This window comes from Priestia sp. P5_B4 (assembly GCF_056400385.1).
This window is the reverse complement of sequence record NZ_JBFULJ010000046.1, coordinates 1-17,714: the sequence shown is the minus strand read 5'-3', so window position 1 is coordinate 17,714 and position 17,714 is coordinate 1. Positions and strand designations below refer to the sequence as shown.

The 17,714-nt window shown below is 35.9% G+C and carries 20 protein-coding genes and 1 pseudogene; 2 read left to right on the top strand and 19 right to left on the bottom strand.

Going from position 1 to position 17,714, the window contains the following annotated elements:
* Positions 1-1,054 (top strand): restriction endonuclease (locus AC1DRF_RS07710; RefSeq protein ID WP_477740534.1); only part of this gene is annotated, 1,054 nt, incomplete at its 5' end.
* 77 nt (positions 1,055-1,131) lie between these two features.
* A complete protein-coding gene (locus AC1DRF_RS07705) occupies positions 1,132-2,226 on the top strand; it encodes a DUF4238 domain-containing protein (RefSeq protein ID WP_477740533.1) in 1,095 nt (364 codons plus the stop codon).
* A gap of 215 nt (positions 2,227-2,441) precedes the next feature.
* Here the strand turns inward: AC1DRF_RS07705 and AC1DRF_RS07700 are convergent, their stop codons facing one another.
* The 19 genes and pseudogenes from AC1DRF_RS07700 to AC1DRF_RS07610 form a co-directional block, all read right to left on the bottom strand.
* Positions 2,442-2,753: a hypothetical protein gene (locus AC1DRF_RS07700; protein WP_427599633.1), complete on the bottom strand. Its 312-nt coding sequence runs from the start codon at positions 2,751-2,753 to the stop codon at positions 2,442-2,444.
* A gap of 55 nt (positions 2,754-2,808) precedes the next feature.
* Complete coding sequence (locus AC1DRF_RS07695; protein WP_097826804.1) at positions 2,809-3,027, bottom strand: hypothetical protein; 219 nt, start codon at positions 3,025-3,027, stop codon at positions 2,809-2,811.
* 112 nt (positions 3,028-3,139) lie between these two features.
* A complete protein-coding gene (locus AC1DRF_RS07690; protein WP_477740532.1) occupies positions 3,140-3,700 on the bottom strand; it encodes a L,D-transpeptidase in 561 nt (186 codons plus the stop codon).
* A gap of 210 nt (positions 3,701-3,910) precedes the next feature.
* Positions 3,911-4,471: a hypothetical protein gene (locus tag AC1DRF_RS07685; protein ID WP_477740531.1), complete on the bottom strand. Its 561-nt coding sequence runs from the start codon at positions 4,469-4,471 to the stop codon at positions 3,911-3,913.
* 48 nt (positions 4,472-4,519) lie between these two features.
* Positions 4,520-5,158, bottom strand: coding sequence for a restriction endonuclease (locus tag AC1DRF_RS07680; protein WP_477740530.1), 639 nt, complete (start codon positions 5,156-5,158; stop codon positions 4,520-4,522).
* A complete protein-coding gene (locus tag AC1DRF_RS07675) occupies positions 5,151-6,140 on the bottom strand; it encodes a toprim domain-containing protein (RefSeq protein ID WP_477740529.1) in 990 nt (329 codons plus the stop codon). Before AC1DRF_RS07675 ends, AC1DRF_RS07680 begins: the two co-directional genes overlap by 8 nt.
* A gap of 77 nt (positions 6,141-6,217) precedes the next feature.
* Positions 6,218-7,249: a guided entry of tail-anchored proteins factor 1 gene (locus AC1DRF_RS07670; RefSeq protein ID WP_477740528.1), complete on the bottom strand. Its 1,032-nt coding sequence runs from the start codon at positions 7,247-7,249 to the stop codon at positions 6,218-6,220.
* Positions 7,250-7,689: 440 nt separating this feature from the next.
* Positions 7,690-8,660: pseudogene (locus tag AC1DRF_RS07665) on the bottom strand (ArdC-like ssDNA-binding domain-containing protein); the annotation flags it as partial.
* A complete protein-coding gene (locus AC1DRF_RS07660) occupies positions 8,653-8,928 on the bottom strand; it encodes a hypothetical protein (protein ID WP_477740527.1) in 276 nt (91 codons plus the stop codon). The pseudogene AC1DRF_RS07665 and the gene AC1DRF_RS07660, both read right to left, overlap by 8 nt.
* A 46-nt stretch (positions 8,929-8,974) precedes the next feature.
* On the bottom strand, positions 8,975-9,412 hold the full coding sequence (locus AC1DRF_RS07655) for a hypothetical protein (RefSeq protein ID WP_477740526.1): 438 nt from the start codon (positions 9,410-9,412) through the stop codon (positions 8,975-8,977).
* Between the two features lie 2 nt (positions 9,413-9,414).
* Positions 9,415-10,611 (bottom strand): MobP2 family relaxase, encoded by a 1,197-nt coding sequence (gene mobP2 / locus AC1DRF_RS07650; protein ID WP_477740525.1) that lies wholly within the window; start codon positions 10,609-10,611, stop codon positions 9,415-9,417.
* A complete protein-coding gene (locus AC1DRF_RS07645; RefSeq protein WP_477740524.1) occupies positions 10,608-10,961 on the bottom strand; it encodes a hypothetical protein in 354 nt (117 codons plus the stop codon). Before AC1DRF_RS07645 ends, mobP2 begins: the two co-directional genes overlap by 4 nt.
* Positions 10,958-11,218, bottom strand: a complete 261-nt coding sequence (locus AC1DRF_RS07640) for a hypothetical protein (protein ID WP_221791526.1) — start codon at positions 11,216-11,218, stop codon at positions 10,958-10,960. Before AC1DRF_RS07640 ends, AC1DRF_RS07645 begins: the two co-directional genes overlap by 4 nt.
* A gap of 1,113 nt (positions 11,219-12,331) precedes the next feature.
* On the bottom strand, positions 12,332-12,913 hold the full coding sequence (locus AC1DRF_RS07635; RefSeq protein ID WP_328232065.1) for a MerR family transcriptional regulator: 582 nt from the start codon (positions 12,911-12,913) through the stop codon (positions 12,332-12,334).
* Positions 12,914-12,927: 14 nt separating this feature from the next.
* A complete protein-coding gene (locus tag AC1DRF_RS07630; RefSeq protein ID WP_477740523.1) occupies positions 12,928-14,040 on the bottom strand; it encodes a bifunctional lytic transglycosylase/C40 family peptidase in 1,113 nt (370 codons plus the stop codon).
* A 3-nt stretch (positions 14,041-14,043) separates the two neighbouring features.
* Positions 14,044-15,978, bottom strand: a complete 1,935-nt coding sequence (locus AC1DRF_RS07625) for a VirB4 family type IV secretion system protein (protein WP_477740522.1) — start codon at positions 15,976-15,978, stop codon at positions 14,044-14,046.
* 17 nt (positions 15,979-15,995) lie between these two features.
* Positions 15,996-16,724 (bottom strand): hypothetical protein, encoded by a 729-nt coding sequence (locus tag AC1DRF_RS07620; RefSeq protein ID WP_477740521.1) that lies wholly within the window; start codon positions 16,722-16,724, stop codon positions 15,996-15,998.
* A gap of 13 nt (positions 16,725-16,737) precedes the next feature.
* Complete coding sequence (locus tag AC1DRF_RS07615) at positions 16,738-17,028, bottom strand: DUF5592 family protein (protein ID WP_477740520.1); 291 nt, start codon at positions 17,026-17,028, stop codon at positions 16,738-16,740.
* A gap of 39 nt (positions 17,029-17,067) precedes the next feature.
* On the bottom strand, positions 17,068-17,714 hold a 647-nt coding region (locus AC1DRF_RS07610), incomplete at its 5' end, for a hypothetical protein (protein ID WP_477740519.1).

The following is a 17,714-nucleotide window of genomic DNA, read 5'->3' as shown; positions in this document are numbered from 1 at the left end:
GTGTCTAATGCGGATACGCACAGAAATAGAAAAAGAAATAGAAGAAAAAATAGAAAAAAGAAAAGTTATATACCTAAAAAATATCTCAGAGAAGATCACTTTAATACTATCTAATAAATCATATAGAACTATAGTACATAATTTCTTTTTAAAGAGCGAAAAAAGTGAATTTTTGTTTTTAAATAATTTAAAATACACTGACGATATATTAGACGAATGTTTCAGAATTAAGTTGGAAAATAAGTCAGAATACAATGATGCTTTAATTGAAAATGAGCTCCATTTACACTTTATGAAGCCACTAGTAGAATTATTTCTTTCTAAAAAAGTTTTAAGTTATTCCCTAGAAGGTTATCTAGTATGTTGGAAACTACTAAAAGCAGAAGCTGAAAGATTTTATTCAGAAATCATGTATAAAGAGATTTTTGCAGAATGTAGTGTAGAACAAATGAGTATCGATGAGTGCTTACAGGTATTTCTTAACATGTCATTAGAGGATACAGATAATGACATCCAAATTTTAAAATTTATATATTTTTTACGTAGCAATAATAAGATTTCAAAAGATGATAAAATTCACCTCCAATATAGTGATATATATATAAGATTTAAAAGGTTGTTAGATGATAAAAAATTAATTGAACTAGAAAACTCTTTGCTCGAAAAAGTTGATATTGCTAATTATAGTAGGAGATTAAACATAGACGATATTGATTTAATGAATGGAATAGAGTTTGAAAATTTTATCGCAGAACTTTTTAGAGAGATGGGATTTAACTCCCAAGTTACTAAGTCTTCAGGGGATCAGGGAATTGATGTAATAGCAGAGAGAAACGGATTAAGTGTAGGGATACAGACAAAATGTTATTCCGGTAAGGTAAGTAATAAAGCTGTTCAAGAAGTAGTAGCAGGTTTGAGCTTATACAAATTAGAAAAAGGTATTGTTGTTACTAACAATTACTTTACTGATTCAGCTATTGCTCTTGCAAATTCCAATAGTATCGTTCTATGGGACAGGGATATTTTAAAGGAAAAAGTTGAAGAGTTGTTCTGAAATAGAGACTTGTTTTACAAGATATGCAATTGATAACATCACTTTCAATAAAGTATTGATAGGATTGGGTGAAAATAATGGGAGATAAAAAGAAACAGCATTATGTACCAAAATTTTATTTGCGTAATTTTTCTAATACTGAAAAATCTATAAGCACTTATAACCTTACTAATGAAAGATACATTGAGAATGCTTCTATACAAAATATGTGCCAAAAAGATAATTTCTATGGAGAAGATAAGAAGATGGAAACATTTTTAGATAAGGAGATAGAACGTAAAGCAGGAGCAATAATTAGAAATATCTTAAAAACAAAAAAATTCCCTGAAAATGATGACGATTATTTACACCTTATTCTTTTTTTAGTGATTAGTGAGGCTAGGAATTTGAAAAATGCTGACTCCACAAATCAATTAGTAAATCATTTAGCAAAGACATTTTTGAAAACAAATTCAGAATTTCAAAAATCACCAATAGACTTGGATTCGTTTACTATAGGATTAAAAGAACCAGCAAATCCTATGATACAGATAGCATATGAAATGGTTCCTTTACTTTTGGACCTCACTCCAATTTTAATAGTAGAAAGAACAGGAGCTAGAAAATTCATTACTTCAGATAATCCCTTAATCAGATATAACTCATTTTATCTTAAAAACGATTACCCTGGTGCTTATGGTTTTACAACTAGAGGGCTACAGTTATTTTTTCCTATTTCACATAATCATTGCATTCTTTTCTATGATGATTATGTGTATGATATCCCCAATGCTCATGACGATGTATTATTTTTAAGTAAAGCACGAGAAGTCGACCATTTAAATAAACTATTCTATTTAAATGCTTATAATAATTTATTTTTTAACCAAAAAACTAAAGGGAGGTATATAGATAATCTGCATCAAAACAATAAAAAAAACCAAGTGATTAGTGACTTAGATAGAGAATTTAATTTATATAAACAGGTTAATTCTGACACTGAGATAATGCATTTCTCTCCAAATAGAGTAACAAAAAGAGTTGAATTTTCTTGGATGAAATACACGCAAGCTTCGAAAAAATTAGTATTCCCACCACATATGGGAGGAATCAACCGGACGGAGTCCCCAATTATACATGCACTACTAGAAGCGAAAAAACAGCAAGATAGAACTTATTATAGTTCAAAATAAAAGAAGCACCCTTATATGGGTGCTTCTTTCGTTTCCGAATGATGGTCTTAGTATATGACATATCGTATATAAAGGTAAATTATTTTTTATACGTCTTAAAAGGTTTATTTTCATGATTAAACAGACGTTTTTTCGTTGGTTTCTTTAGTATCTAAAAAGGTGTACCTTTTAGCACTATCTGCATTAAACAAACCCGAGTATTAATAAAATAATTACTACAGTTTTTCATCTTCCTGCTTTTCCATCATTTTTCGATAACTGCTTATAAAAGAAGGGATTTTTCTAAAGTAATGTTTTTTCACTTCATGGAAAGGTATCCATGTGTCCTTTGCTACGATAAGATCATAAACATCGTCTAAAATTTGATCTCGTTTCTTGGGATTTAATTTGACATGAGGGTAGTTGATCGCACTAATATAACGTTGTCTTAATTCGTTAGTTATCCATTCTTTCTGCTTTTGCTTTAATGCTGAAAACTTTTTATTCGTTTGAATTAAGCGTCCATTTTGATAAACGTGATTTTTCATATCGTTTCCCCCTTTTCTCCGTAGTTCCATATAAAATCATTGAATCTTCATTTACCTAATAGGCTTTTTTCTTAAATTGTTCTTTCACATAGATACAATCTCGTTTATGTTCACGGGAAAAGAAATGATCGTGTTTATAATGTACTTTGACTTCACATGAAGGACAGACAAAAAAACCCATTCTTATTTTATCTTGATTGACCTCATGCGCATAAAACTCTCCTGTAGCTCTAAACATTACCACATGTTTAGCCTTTTCGATTTTTGCTCGCATAATCATATCCTCCTTCACCATATTTTTCATCTATTTCTATGATAAGGGCTATATGGAAAGAAGACAAAGAAAAAGCAGCATCCCGTAATAAATACGGAATGCTGCTTAGTAATTAATTGTTTTTCATTTTATAGCCTTTGAATTTATATCCATATACGCTTGTAAGATCAACAAAGCTCTTATAGGAATAAGTAATGGCAACCGGTGTGCCTACTTGAACTTTATCATAAAGCTTTTCAATATCTGCATTGTGCATTCTCACGCAGCCTTGACTCACATATTTTCCAATGCTGCTTTCATTGTTATTGCCGTGAATGCCGTATGTATCACCATACGTACCATTAGCATTTAACCCTAACCAACGTTTCCCTAATGGATTGCGAGGATCGCCCCCAGAAATATGTCCTGTATAGTAAGGACGGTTTTTAATCTTGTTCACGACTTTAAAAAAGCCAACGGGTGTTTTGTCCCATGTTTTCCCTGTTGCTACTGGATCAACGATTTCAATATAGCCATTGTGAAAATACGCAAGCTTGTTGTAGTATTTGTTAATAATAATCAAATCTTGATTTGCTGACTTACTTGCTGCTTCTGTTTCCCCCTGATTTACTCCACATAATGCGACCATTAATAATGTAAGAACGGTCATTGATTTCATAAAAATGTTCTTCATAAAAACTCTCCTCTTTTTTTATATTTTTATAGGAAACGAAAAAAGCACCTTCCAATTAAGAAAGATGCTTTTTCGTCACAATTATTTATAAATAAAAACCTAGTTAATCTATGACTTTGATATGCAGAGAAACGCTCTCTGAGGAAATTAACTTTTGTTTTACGTATAACTGCCCATTCGATGCAAATTTGAGCACTTTAAAAACGTTTGTTAATCAATACTTAGAAAGTAATCAAAGTMACTTGTTATTTGAACTACATATTCCACTTCATGACTATGATTTTCCTTGAGTATACGATCATTTACTTTTTTTCCTGATTCATAATAATAGTTACTTAAAAATCTCATTGCTCCTTCTTTATCTCTGTAATAATCACCCTCCGGACTTTTGACTTTCTGGAAGTCACCTTGAAAGTAAATTTCAGGTTCTACACCTCTTTTATCACTTTTAGGGTATTTAAATAATCCTGCTTTTTGATAATACATCAATATCTCTTCTTTGCTTAGTCTGGTAGATAGCCTTACTGACGCAATAACTCCCCAATAACCACCACTACCACCAACAAGATGTTTTCCATTAGCTTGCTCATTTTCAATAACTTTTGTTTTAGGTGGAAGGGGATATTTAAATAATTGTTCAGCAAAATCATTGGAGATCCTGTCCTTATCAGTMCAATTTGTCAATCCTAGAACTAATACTACAATCAATATTATGGCTACTAAAAGTAGCATACCTAACTTGCTACATAGTGTTTTTTTTATAAACTCCATATACAAGAGACCTCTTCTGCTGCGTTTTACTCGTTTAGATTTCTACATTTACTTACTGATTTTTTCTGTATGGCGACAATCTGGAAAAGAGGAACAGCCAAAAAAACGCGTGCCGTTTTCATCTCGTACCACTAGGTCTTGCCCACATTTCGGACATTTACGAGGTTCGGGTGTAATGTTTTCAAAGATTTCTCGTGCCTTAAAAACTGGATTTATCTCATTAATAAACTTTTGAAGATCTGCACGATCTACTAAGGTCACATCACATGCAGCTGCAAGCTCTTTGGCCTGTTTCGTGAAATAACTATTAGTTACGACCCATGCTTGATTCGCTTTATAATAGGCTTTTGCTGCATACACTTCTTGTACAGCTGAAAGGCTGACCCTATTCTTAGCACTATACCGTTTGGCTTGAATCACAATTCTTTCTTTGCCTTTCATTACTAGGTCAGCTCCAAAATCACCTGATTTTGGCGTTATCTGCGGCTTGTATCCTAGTTGTTGAAAAAGCGCTCGCAAATATACCTCAAATTGATACCCATCCATTTTATCAATATAGGGCATACCCGATTGGGCTAACTCTTTCATATACCTCCGTTCACGAATCACACGGTAAGCAAATGTAGAAAGTTTAAATAAAATCATGATAAGAAAAAGATAAAACACACTTTGAAACACTTTATCCATTCATTGAAAGCTCCTGTTCTGTTTGTTTATTTCGGAGACGTGATGCCACAGGTTGAATGGTTTTTCCATTCTTCTTTAATTGCTCGTTCCAATCTTTCGCTCCTTTTGGAATATCTGCTTTTACTAAATCAGCATTAACGATTTGGTTCATTTTGTCAATAAATTCTTTTCCTGCTTGGTCATTATCGACAGCTAACACCATTTCTTGAATGCTTAAGCCTTCTCTTCGAGCTTCGATATAAGATTGAGCAACAGTTTTAGGTTTTAAGCCATTCATACTAATAAGGCGTGTATTCTGCAAACTATTCTCTTGTATACTCCAATAAGAAAGAAGATCAATTGGGCTTTCAAAGAAATGAATCTTATTTGGGCGACCAACATCAACTGAAAAGCCTGTATGTGGGTTATCGTTCGGTAAGACTTGTTTAAAAGAACCTCGTTTATTTTTTATCGAAGCTGTTCCTTGTCGATCTGCCCCAATCACTTTTCCTTTGCCCCCATGCTCACGCCATTTAAACACCACATTGTTCCGTTTGTCCTGGGCGATTAAGTCTTTTTGAAGGAGCCAGTTAACTAATCGAGAATCTATTTTACGTTCTTTTATGAGATAATCTTTTACTTTGCTCTGATCCTTTACTTCTAACTCTTTCGGGTAGCGAAAAGGCTCTTTCGATGGTGAAACCGACGGTTGCTCATATGAATGAGAAAGCTCTTTATAATCACCTTTGTTGATGTCTAATACGGCTTGTGGAAACGACATTCCATAATACATTTGAGCGAAACTGATCGCTCCATACCCTGTTTCATTCCGGCTATTCCAAGCGTACATATTCCCTTTGATGAGCAAGCTATCATGTTCCGTATGGCGATAGTACTTTCCTTCTTTCACAAAGGTTTCGCCTTTGGCTTCCAGATACGACAACAAATCAATATCTCTGGCTTTCATAACCTCCTCCTCCTTGACATGTTTTCGTTCTCCCATCTAATCCCTCCCTCACTTCACTATATGAAAAAAAGGAGCTTTTCAGCCCCTCATTCTTTTCCAATCTTTTGCCATTTTTAGCGTTCTATTTCTTGCGTTTCTTTCCTTTTTTTTGAAGAAACTGCTCCATTGTTCCGTGTGAAAAACTTGGTGAATCCATTTTGCGATTTCTCTTCTTTTTTCTGCTTGTCATGATCCTTTTTCTCAGTATCTAATGCTTTTTCAAGCTTGGTTAATTTCTCACGTTGAGAATCAGTCAAATTGAGCTCTTTTAATTCCTGCAGCACTTCTTTTTTTAATTTGTACACCTTATCAAAGGAATGCTTTTGTTCAAACTCCTTCATTTTGGCCAAACGCTTCTCTTTCTCTTGAGGTGTTTCTTGTTTGAGCTGCTTTTCGACAGGAGCTTTTTCTGGTTCAGCTTCCTTTTTCGCTTCTTTAGAAGAAGCTTTTTCATCTGATATACCTAATTGGGATAACAAGCTTTGTTTAAATAGCTGCTTATACTGTGTTTCTTCACTAGGCTGCTGCATAACTTCTAGTACTTCTTGTTTGTAATCTTCTTGATATTGGTCCTTCTCTTGTGCCTGTTTTCGTGCTTGAAACTGATGAGAAAGCTCATTTTCCATGCCTTTCAATTGGTCAGGGGTAAACGTATTTTCCTTTAAAGCACTGGATTTCAACATGACATAATCGTTTTCTGCATTCACACGGGCTAACATGCTATCAATATCTTGAGGTTTCTCTTTGTCATGAGCCTGTAAAAACGTAATATAGCTTGTTTTGAGCTGCRTTTCTCGATCTTTCTCTAAAACAGGATTCACATCATGACTCTTCAAAAAATCAAGTGTTGTTTCACTTTCATAAGCTTGTTTTTGTCCTTTTTCATCAGTGGAAACAAGTAAAACCTGCGGTTTTTCCTCTCCTATAGCTGATTGTGTTAAGTAAACAGCTCCAGAAGGGATGTCTTGCAGCTGTTCACTACTCATATTGACCCAACGAGATTCGATTTTTTCATTTTGTGGGTGTTTCATAAACTTCTTTAATTCTCGTTTATCGGAAATAAGCATTTTAAATTGGTCATTTGAAAGAGATGTAACTTTTTTCATTGTCGATTCCTCCATTTAATTCATATTTGGACATAAAAAAAGAGAGCTTTTATGCTCTCTCACCTTTCGAGTTCCTGTTCTTCTTTTTTTCGTTTAACTGTACCTGTACGTTTTTGAGGGTAGAATTGATTACCCACTTCAACACGTTCTTGAAAAGTAAGAGATTGTTCTTGAACTTGACCATTCGTAACCCCCTTCTCGTTTTTAATCATGTTTGAATCAATCTGATGTTCAATTTTGATGACTTCTTCTTTCGTCATCCAGCCATTTTTGATCGCTTGTGTTTTGGTTGAATAATATTTTTCTTCAGCCGTAACACGATCTAAAATACTATCTACATTTTGTGCTGATTCCCGTTGCTGTTTTTGTTTATAATCCTCATACCCTTCTTTCATTTTCTCATGCACATTTTGAGAAGACAGAGGACCTGCTTGCTTCTGTTTTTCATCGCTCTTTTCTGGTGACTGATTTTTTTCTCGTTCTTTTACCAACGTTTCTTCTATTGTTTCAATAAAGCCAACTGATGTTTCATGTACTTCTTTTAAAAGTTTTGTTTTATCCTCAAAGGTCTTTCCTTTTGTCCAATTTGAGAGGTAATCCAACGAATAAGAACTGGTGTCGATCCCAAAATAAGATGAAACTGTGTAAGCTGTCATTTCTGCCTGAAATTCTTTTTCCGCAGCTGTATAGTTTAGATATGTGTCCTTTGTATGAAGTTTGGCATGTGTGAGTTCATGCAAAAGTGTTTTTACATTTTGCTTTTCTGAATTACGAGGATTTAGCGCAACTTCTTTTGTTAAAGTGTAACTAACCCCTTTTGCGGCTCCAAGCTCCTCTTTTGGTTGAATAATAGAAATGCCATTCTTTTCGGCAATAGCTTCCATCCCTTTATAAAGTACTTTGTAGTCCTCCACGTTGCCTTCTAACCAACGATTCGGGAAAATCTTAGGTAAATCACTCGCTTTTGCATTCGTTTGCGAAATTTCAAAAACATGGCCGACTGAAAAGTACAGTCGGCCTTGAGTGACTTCTTTTTTTCCTCTTGAATTAGCTTCTTTTCTTGAGGAGTAGCTTTATTAATGGACTTTAATTTCCCATTTTCATCTTTAAATTTAGGAACCGTTTTATTTGGCACAAGAATCTTAATGCCTTTCTCCCCTTTATTAACAGAGAACCCTTTATCTTTCCAAAACTTAAATGATCCAACAGCTTGAGCACCAAAAAACTGTTCTTGAATCAGCGCTGTATTTGACATGGAGTATTGATAAAACTTACCCATGAAAGATAAATAGTCTTTTAGTTCTTCGGCAGAATGAAAATGCTGCTCGACTTTTTGTTCCATCCCTTTCGTTAGCTCTTCTACCTCTTTACGCTTATCTTCAACGGATTTCTTCGCATATGTTTTACTCATCGTCTTTACCTTCTTCATGGTACGAAATGCTTTTTAGCTCCTCTAATTCTTGTTCATACCAGGGTTCCTCTAAATCCACAAAAAGCTTCTGTGTTTTGATATTCATTGGCACCAACATATTCTCTTGATGTACCACATATTGGTGAAATTCCTTCGCTTCTTCTGGACTTAAATTCACCTCTACTTCTTTGTCTTGATACTGTACAATGGCATGATCCTCTCCTACAGCTTTAATCGATGCTAACACCAAATCTTTATTAAAAAACATATTCATTCCTCCTCTAAATTTTTAAATCTATCTTTATATAAATCCATCAATGAGATGGTTGTTTCCCTCTTGATTCTTCTGCATCAACCTTCTTTTGACGTTTATGGGCAATACGATTTTCTACAACTTCTCGTGCAATTCGTGTGCTATCCATTTCCCTCATACTTGTCGTCATAAGTCCTTTAAATCCATGATGAGCAAATAATCCATTCATATACTCAATTAAAATTTGTGTGTTTTTATCCGCACTGTTTGCGCCAAGACGAATCTTTTTTAGTTCTTCTTTTATGACATCATGTAGGCTATTGCCAACGACTTCAGAAATATATTTCAATGACCATTCTTGCTCTTGAATCTTTCTATATTTCTCACAAATATCAATAATCGCCTCTGAAGCAAAACGAAGTTTATGTTCCCTCATATACTCTTGAATGTATGCCTCTGTTTCTTCATCCACTGTCACCTTATGTCTGTATTTCTCCATTTTTAATAACCCCTTTCGACTTCACGATTTTGTTCAATATCTTTTTGCAAACGCTCATAATGTTGTTGATTTTTCCAACTTTCATATTCTGATTTAAAAGCACGTTCCATTTTTTTTAGAGAAACGTGTACAGGAAGATGATTAGCCGAGTAGGATTTTTGCTTTGCCCCAGAAGAAGAAGCCAATACTTTTTTGATATGTGTTTGTTTGCGATCATACTCACGCATTTCACTTAAAAAAGCATTGCCCATTCGTTTATATAATTCATCTGTTTTGTTTTGTTTATAATGTTCGTACCGTTTCTTATCAAATGTCCCTTCACCGTATGCCTTCCTTAATACCTCTACTTCTTGATCCAATTTCTTATTGAACTGTTCAAACTCTTTTGCATGATACTTTTGAATATATTTTGCACTTAATATATCAATAGACGATCGTAAAGGTTGCAACGTGTTATAACTGTATTGCCATTGCCTCTTATCTTCTGGAAGATGATTATAGATGTGCAAAAAGAGTGGTTTAAGCTCTCGATTTCTCCATTTAAAAGAGGAATCCTGTTTCTTGCTTCCTACCATGTTTTTACGGATTAAATCATTTATTTCTTTTTGTTCCTGCCCACGTTCAAGAATCTGACTCACCACTTTTGATTTCATGGCATCTAACGTTTTGGGTTTTCTTTTGCCCCGATCACGTGTAGGATGTGGTTCTACTGTCGCAACATGAATATGAATGTTGTCCGTGTTGTAGTGTATGGCAGCAGACCAAATAGCTGACTGATCTAGCCTTTCCCTTTTAAGCATTTCCTTCATGGACTGACGGGTAATCTCCATTAATTTTTTCTCATCCACTGTATGAGTATGAGCGTCATATAAACCATTTTCTTGGAGCCAAGGGTTATGAAATGTAATAACATCTTGCCACATGATACTGTTATTTTTTTGTGCTGTTTCAAATAAACCTTTCAATTCTTTTTTCTCATATTCATTTAACTGATTTGAGTGCTCTGTAAATAAAGAGGACGTCTTATCAGGGTTATTCATATAGTCTTGATAAAGAGAAAATAGTTTTTCATGTGCTTCTTGATCTTTCTTTGCATCGTCACGATCAACATATTCCACGTACTCTTGAAATGCTTTCTTATCAGACGTAACAAATTTCGTTTTAAGCACGACTCCTGGTGTAACAGAGGACTGATTCATTTTTCATATCCCTCCAATAAAGAAGCGAAAAGCTCACCCCGTTTTGCTATGCTATAATCCTCAACTTCTTTTAAACTGTTCCTCGTAGATCGTTCAATATTTTGCTCCATATATAGCAACTCTTTTTTAATATGAAGTCGTTCCCTCTGAAAAAGACCCTCTATATTTTGAGTAACATTCTTTATGATTTTTTTTATCGAATCATCCTTTCTCTTTTGCGCTTCCTCATGCTCCTGACAGATACGAGAAATCGCATCACCCGTAAATGACAAGTGATGTTCTTTCATATAAGATTGGATATACTTTTTCACTTCAGTTGGTAACGATACTTTCATACGCTCTTTCATCATAACGGTTCATCTCCTCCCATCAATTCATGCATTATTTCATTCATATTTTCCATTGTTGTTGAGCACTGACCCATCATTTGAAGAACTTTCTCTAGCATGTTTTCAAGTTGTAATTCTCTGTTGGTTTGTTCATGAAAAAAAGCCAACATTTCAAGCTGACTTTTTAAAAATTCCTGACGTGATATGTTTTTTCTTTTCGCCATTTCATCAATTTTTTTAACTGCAATAGGATCAACATTTCGAACTTTAATTTCCATTTTATCCGACCTCTCTCAATTTTTAGTGCTCTCCCCAAAACAGAGAGAAGAGCATAAGGGGTTTTTGCCCCCACMATRGGTGKGGGGCTAGGCARAGCCTAGCAAAACCGTGGGTACATCAAAAAGCCCAAAGTGGCGACTCTCTGGCGACTCCAAAACGGTGTCYGGCGACTCTCTGGCGACACATTGGCGAGTCAGTGGCGACACCTCTTTTTTCACTTCATGGCTAAATCTTGTTGCTTTTCATTYAATTTTTGGAGCTTTTCYTGYAARCTTTTTTGTTCATCTTCATARAGCTGAATGCTTTCATCACTYGATTGRATGGCATYCTTTTTCAWCGCAATYTTTGATTCYGTATCRGCTTTTTCYTCRTYCACTWGGTACTTCATATCACGTTGTAACTCRTTCAYTTCTTGYTGMGYTTGRYGYTTATGTTTGGCTTCTACYGYGAYKGCTTTTTCATAGTTTTTCATTTTCTTTTTGACAARMTSTTTYTCTAAMTCATTRACYAAAAGYRCATATTCTTGTTTGTTTTTGATTCCTTTTCCTTCTTCACTTTTCGTTTTTCGTTGGTCAGAATAGAGCGTTGTAATTAAYGCATGAGCRTCTATTTCTTCTRTTGAATCTGTTTCTGAATCACTSGTTACRTCRTCCAYRTTTACCGTTTCTTTTYCTTCATTTTCTTGATACAGATCAAAGGCAAGTGCTTCCCAATTTGGAGAYAAATCRYTGATYCTTACSACATAATAGCCATCATCTTCATACAATAAMTGAACAGGTAATTTGATGTTTGGGTTCGCCTTTTCTTGTGCAACAAAGCTTATCTTTTCTTCATCTGTTTGATCCATTTTGATCACCATATCCAGTGAGGCATTAGCCGGATGATACACACGGTTTTCAATCGTGACGGTTCCTGTTATGTTAGAAGAAACCGCCTCATAAGTATTCGTATGATACAACGGATCTTCTGTTTTCAAGTAGAATTTTGATGTCAGTAAGGATAAAAAACCGATAAAGAAAAAGATCAACATCGCTGTATACTTCCATGACCGATTGCGATTTAAATTAAATCGATAATCTTCCAATTGCTTCTTAAATGCCAATTGCTCCACCTCATTTCATGATTTCTGTTTTCAATTCTTCAATACTATAAACCATCCATTTATTCTCTTCTTTTCGTAGAGAAACTTTAATAATGTCATGCGTCTGATCGTCGACGTTTTCATCTTTTATAACAAGATGATTTGTAAATTCTGCAATGACTTCAACCTCTTCTTGCCCTCCATCATATTGTTGAACATAAAGCTGTACATCGTTTGGAGTAGAGGTGTAACTATCTCCATATACGAACTTTTCAGAAGGATAAAATTGCTCGTAAAGTTCTTTGTCCATGATAGATTTTGCAACCTTTTTCCGTTCCTCAAATCCTTCTTTTTCACGATGATAAGACACATCGATAAACTGATTAACCGTGTTCAAGTAATCTCGTTTTTGTTGTTCTTGGGCAGAAGGGCGAACTTCACTTAGTTGTTTTTTTAACTCTTTATTTTCTTCTTGTAAGCTCTCATTTGTGACTTGAATTTGTTTCGAAGCTGTTGTATTGGAGATATTGTGGTTCAGGTAAATGTTGAAAATGGTTACGCCTGCCACCACAACGGCAAGCGCTCCAAATAGTAGTGCTGCTTTATTTTTCATCGCCTTTTCTCCTTTTAAAATCGTTTTACTCTTCCATTGAATCGTTCACCAAAATACGTTCCTTTTGCCATACTTGCGATGGCTACACCTGTTTTTCCTTGGCAGCCTAAAAACTGATTATTTCCAACATATATTCCGACATGGCCGTCTATTTTATAGGTATCAAAAAACACTACATCTCCAGGCTTCATGTCTTTTGGATTGATTGCTTGCCCTTGTGTTTTGAGTGTATCGGTTGTTACGCCTGACATTGGACCGACATTCATTCCTACCTGTTCGAATGCCCATCTGACGAAACTTGAACAGTCAAAACGTCCTGCGTTAATATCAGATTGAGAGCGCCCACCACCAAAGACATAGCGTGTTTTGCCAATCAACGTTTTACCTGCATCAATTACTTTCACACCCGATTTCCCACCACTTCCGCCACTCGCAGGAGCAGCCGGTTTTCCGTCAGCTGTGATCGTTCCTGTATAGTATTTCAGCACCGCATCGACATACTTCGCGTCGCCATAACAGGCGGAATAAGGAACCATTTCAGGACGCACACAGTGATAATTTCCTGTATGTTTTACCTTTTGATATTGCAATTGTGAAAAAGAGATTGCTAGCTCTGGTGTATATTTGCCTCCATTTTTCATGACATAATTGATAAATCCACCGCCAAAATTGTATGACTGAAGGCAAAGTTTCAAATCATAATGAGCCTTTTCTAGGACACTTTTAAAATGTAAAACTCCTTTATCTACCGATAATTCAGGACTAGAGATACATCCAACTGATCCGCAAAAGGACTCAGAGGATTGCATCGGATCATTTCCTCTTCCTCCACTTTCTTGCATCATGAGTGCCATCATAATTGGCACATAGGAAGCATCTAGCCCATGTTTTTGTGCGTATTTTTCAAGTAACGGTTGATACTTCATAACCTCTGGTGACACATTAGCCGTTCCTACGCCAATGCCTCCACCTTGGATTTCTGTTACTTCACTTTGTTGACTATCCTTTTCAAATTCACCTGTAATCGCAACAATCGTACTCATAACTAAGAGGCCCGATAATCCTAACAGGATCAACGTGCCTCCAATCAAATATTTTTTTGGAATGAGCTGTAAAACGATATGCAAGGCTTACGCACCTCCACCGTACAGCACTTTCTCTTCCTCATCGATTTCAATCTGAAAGAGAATGTTTTTAACTGACTTAATACAAAGGAGCACATCACCTATTGGCAGCTTCGGAATCTCAGCTAATTCACTATCTGTAATCCCTGTTTTAAATACTCGTTGAATCGTATCCAAGTTGTTATCATCCTGCTGCATGATGAATTTATATTGTGTTAAATCAAATAGTTTTTTAATTTTTTCAATCGCTGTTTGTTCGGAACCATCTGGAACAAAATCACTGATTAAATGGCTTGCATAAATCAATCCAGCAAAGTATTTCCGTGCTTCTCGACTAAACTCTGTTAGGAAATCTAAGGTATGTTCATTTCCTTTTTTCGTGTTTATCAAATGATGAGCCTCGTCAATAACAATGAGATAACGAACAGCATCTTCAAAGGCTAATGTCCCTTTCGTATAGGCTGCCAGTTGTGGTTCTCCATTCTGCAGCATGCCATCCCACAATAAACTCATGACGTTGAAAAGTTGCGCTTGTGCAATTTCATCTTTTAATTTGGATAAATGACGGATGGAGAAGAATACGACTTGTTCATCGTTAAAATCTTCAATCGTCGAAGTTCCATCAAACAAATGAGCGTAGGTTTCAACCAAATTTTCAATATTTAGCTCAATTAATTCAAGACGAAGTTTACGGTGCTCTCCTAAGTTAGGGTGGTGTTCCCTTGTTTCCTCTTTTACATAAAGCTCTTCACGAATGAGCTTTAAAAAGTTACTAAAGGTTGGGTAGGCTTCTGTAGGAAGACCCGTAATTTGATTACGAGCACCTTTTTCATCATTCCATAACTTCTTTTGGATATAGAGTTTACGAAGTAACTTTTCGTACTCTTTTAACTCATCATCTTTTGCTTCTGGTGCGATAAAGCGATAGAAAACAGTTAGTTTGGATAAATGCTGCGTAAAGCTATTAATCTCATGTTCATGTGTTTTAAACACTTGTAAAGGATTAATCAGCCCTTCTGATCCGTCTAATGCAATTTGCCTGCCTCCCAGTTCTCTGACGAGGCTTTCGAACTCTCCTACAATATCAAATCCCCGAACCTTATAGCCTTTAATGGCATTATCTGTGGTGACTTTCTTTAAAAAGGTTGATTTACCTGCGCCCATTAGCCCAATCAGCGCAGCATTATAACTTTTACGTTGTTGGTCTTTATGAAACAAATCAAAGATGACGCTGCCTCCTGTACGAGTTGTCCCTTGATATGTGCCGTATGGATCATCTAAGTGAGTAAAATGAAAAGGAAATCCTCCGGCTAATGCTAATGCGGGGATTTCCTTTCCTTTTCGCTTATTGGGATATTTCCTTTGAATGTCAAAATGCGTCACTAACGATTCCCACTCATACTCTTGTTCATTTAAGAAAATGGATCCTCTGAAGTTATGAGTTTCAAGATGATGAATGACTTCTTTTAATCGCTTTTCTAAATCAGGAATGGTTTTTTCAGCAATATAAATGCGAAGATGAACACGTTTGATCACTTCCCCATTTGTCACTTGGCGGTATAACTCTTTCATATCTAAATACTGTTCTTGAGCATCCATTCGATCAATATTTTCTTTGGCATTCACATGCCGTGCATTTTGTTCGGACATATTTTTATTGATGGCTTCTACCACTTGTTTTCGCTCATCACTCACAACATCTAGGGTAGTGATGGCATTTGGCATATTCATGATTGGCTCAAGCCAAAAATCATTCACGTTCGTTGGATACTCATAAATATGAATACAAGTCGAATACCCGTCACCATTTCGTACGAGGTTTTCTTTAAAACTCACACCTCCTTGTGGTTGGATCTGTGCCACTAAATAGGGATTGTATCCTTTTTTCTGCTTGATCTCTTGGGGTGTTTTCTCTTTTTTACGAAAAGGTAAAGTTATCATGGTTTTATCATCCTTTCTTATTGTTTATTACCAAGCTTGGCGTTTTGATTGTAGAGTTTGTAAAGAAGATTGATTTGTTTTTCATCCGAAACAGGCAACAGAGGGACAGCGAGTTGAATATCTCGCATCAATTGGATCATCTGATCCTTTACAGCCGATTCAGTTGATCCATAAAGAAAAAGAAAGTATTCTCGATTGGTCCGTCCCCATTCTAAATATTGAAGTTCTTTTAATTTTTTTTGTAAGAAACGAAGGGATAATGCATTTTTGGCTTCTCGGATCTTCTTTTCAAGGTACTGTTGTTGCTTTTGAGTAGAAACGGGTAAGTTTAATGAAACGATTTTGAACGCTTCTTCATGTCCCTGGTATCCTTTTGCCAACGTATAAATATTGCGCCCTGCCTCTTGATCTTGCATGGCATTAATATCTGCGCTTTGTAGCTGCCAAATCCCAAAAAAGCCTCCATTATCTTTTAACTGAAATAACCCACTATCTGTTCGATCGATGACCGGAATGATATCCACCACACTTTTCTTTACCTCTGGCGGCTTGTTTTTCTTTATTTCCTTTTCAGCTCTTTGAGGTTGTAACAGAGAAAAGAGATTCTTTTTCTTTGTACGCCCCATCTGTTTATCCATCTCTTTTTCATCAAAAAGAAGCGATTTCGTTGTTTTCTTCTCTTTAGGAAGAGCTGCGATAGAGGTAGGTTTCTCTTCTTCTAGTATTCTTTCATCAAATAATGCCATCTATTACCCTCCTTTATTCTTGATCTCGATCTATAGCACAATACGTGCTCTTCTTTCGTACCAATGTAAGCAACAACGCCTCATACATCCGTTTTTTAGGATTTGTGCTTGGTCTAACGATCATTAACACTCCAAATATGCCCATGAAGATATAAAAGGGAATTTGGAGCGTAGGATGAATGAAAAAGCGTAACATCATGGTGATCATGAGTAAGCCAATAATAAACAACAAGTCAAAGAGATAAAGAGACTTATTAATCTTTAATTCTGTTGTGATTTCTTTTGGAATGTTATAGTTTGCCATTACCCTTCTCCTTTCCATAAAAAAGAGAAGTAACGCTTGTTACTTCTCTTCTGGTTTATTTCGTTTCTTTGATACAAGATTTCGTAAATCCTGCCCTGTATTTCGTCCAATTTGATAAGAGCGTTTTGTCTTATGGAGTGTTTGTGAATTATCAATACGTTCTTTTACTTTTCCTACGCCTCCTTTGAAGTTATCCCGTACCACTTGTGCAATATTACGTGTTTCTGTTCGATGTTGATGCGGCATTGGAATGTCTTCTGTTGAAGCAGGAACTGTGTCTTTTTCAATCTGTTGTTTTACTTGACGAGGTTCTTGTGTAGCTGCCACTTGTGCTTGTGCTTGATCCATCCCTGTCGGCATGGAAACAGAATGTTCTCTTGTTGGCGTAGGGTAGCTTACACTTCCTACAGAAGATCCGCCCTCACTTGTACTTCCACCGTAACCGGAAGTTTGGATTTCCTCATGAACAGGCGTACTCACACTTCCTACAGAAGATCCGCCTTCACTTGTACTTCCGCCGTAACCGGAAGTTTGGATTTCCTCATGAACAGGCGTACTCACACTTCCTACGGAAGATCCGCCTTCACTTGTACTTCCACCGTAACCGGAAGTTTGAATTTCTTCATGAACAGGCGTACTCACACTTCCTACAGAAGATCCGCCTTCACTTGTACTTCCACCGTAAC

Excerpts from the sequence above, each read along its gene's own strand:
- AC1DRF_RS07705 (WP_477740533.1), top strand. The coding sequence starts at position 1,132 with ATGGGAGATAAAAAGAAACAGCATTATGTACCAAAATTTTATTTGCGT.
- AC1DRF_RS07700 (WP_427599633.1), bottom strand. The coding sequence starts at position 2,753 with ATGAAAAATCACGTTTATCAAAATGGACGCTTAATTCAAACGAATAAA.
- AC1DRF_RS07695 (WP_097826804.1), bottom strand. The coding sequence starts at position 3,027 with ATGCGAGCAAAAATCGAAAAGGCTAAACATGTGGTAATGTTTAGAGCT.
- AC1DRF_RS07690 (WP_477740532.1), bottom strand. The coding sequence starts at position 3,700 with ATGAAGAACATTTTTATGAAATCAATGACCGTTCTTACATTATTAATG.
- AC1DRF_RS07680 (WP_477740530.1), bottom strand. The coding sequence starts at position 5,158 with ATGGATAAAGTGTTTCAAAGTGTGTTTTATCTTTTTCTTATCATGATT.
- AC1DRF_RS07675 (WP_477740529.1), bottom strand. The coding sequence starts at position 6,140 with ATGGGAGAACGAAAACATGTCAAGGAGGAGGAGGTTATGAAAGCCAGA.
- AC1DRF_RS07660 (WP_477740527.1), bottom strand. The coding sequence starts at position 8,928 with ATGTTTTTTAATAAAGATTTGGTGTTAGCATCGATTAAAGCTGTAGGA.
- AC1DRF_RS07655 (WP_477740526.1), bottom strand. The coding sequence starts at position 9,412 with ATGGAGAAATACAGACATAAGGTGACAGTGGATGAAGAAACAGAGGCA.
- mobP2 (WP_477740525.1), bottom strand. The coding sequence starts at position 10,611 with ATGAATCAGTCCTCTGTTACACCAGGAGTCGTGCTTAAAACGAAATTT.
- AC1DRF_RS07645 (WP_477740524.1), bottom strand. The coding sequence starts at position 10,961 with ATGATGAAAGAGCGTATGAAAGTATCGTTACCAACTGAAGTGAAAAAG.
- AC1DRF_RS07640 (WP_221791526.1), bottom strand. The coding sequence starts at position 11,218 with ATGGAAATTAAAGTTCGAAATGTTGATCCTATTGCAGTTAAAAAAATT.
- AC1DRF_RS07635 (WP_328232065.1), bottom strand. The coding sequence starts at position 12,913 with ATGAAAAATAAAGCAGCACTACTATTTGGAGCGCTTGCCGTTGTGGTG.
- AC1DRF_RS07625 (WP_477740522.1), bottom strand. The coding sequence starts at position 15,978 with ATGATAACTTTACCTTTTCGTAAAAAAGAGAAAACACCCCAAGAGATC.
- AC1DRF_RS07620 (WP_477740521.1), bottom strand. The coding sequence starts at position 16,724 with ATGGCATTATTTGATGAAAGAATACTAGAAGAAGAGAAACCTACCTCT.
- AC1DRF_RS07615 (WP_477740520.1), bottom strand. The coding sequence starts at position 17,028 with ATGGCAAACTATAACATTCCAAAAGAAATCACAACAGAATTAAAGATT.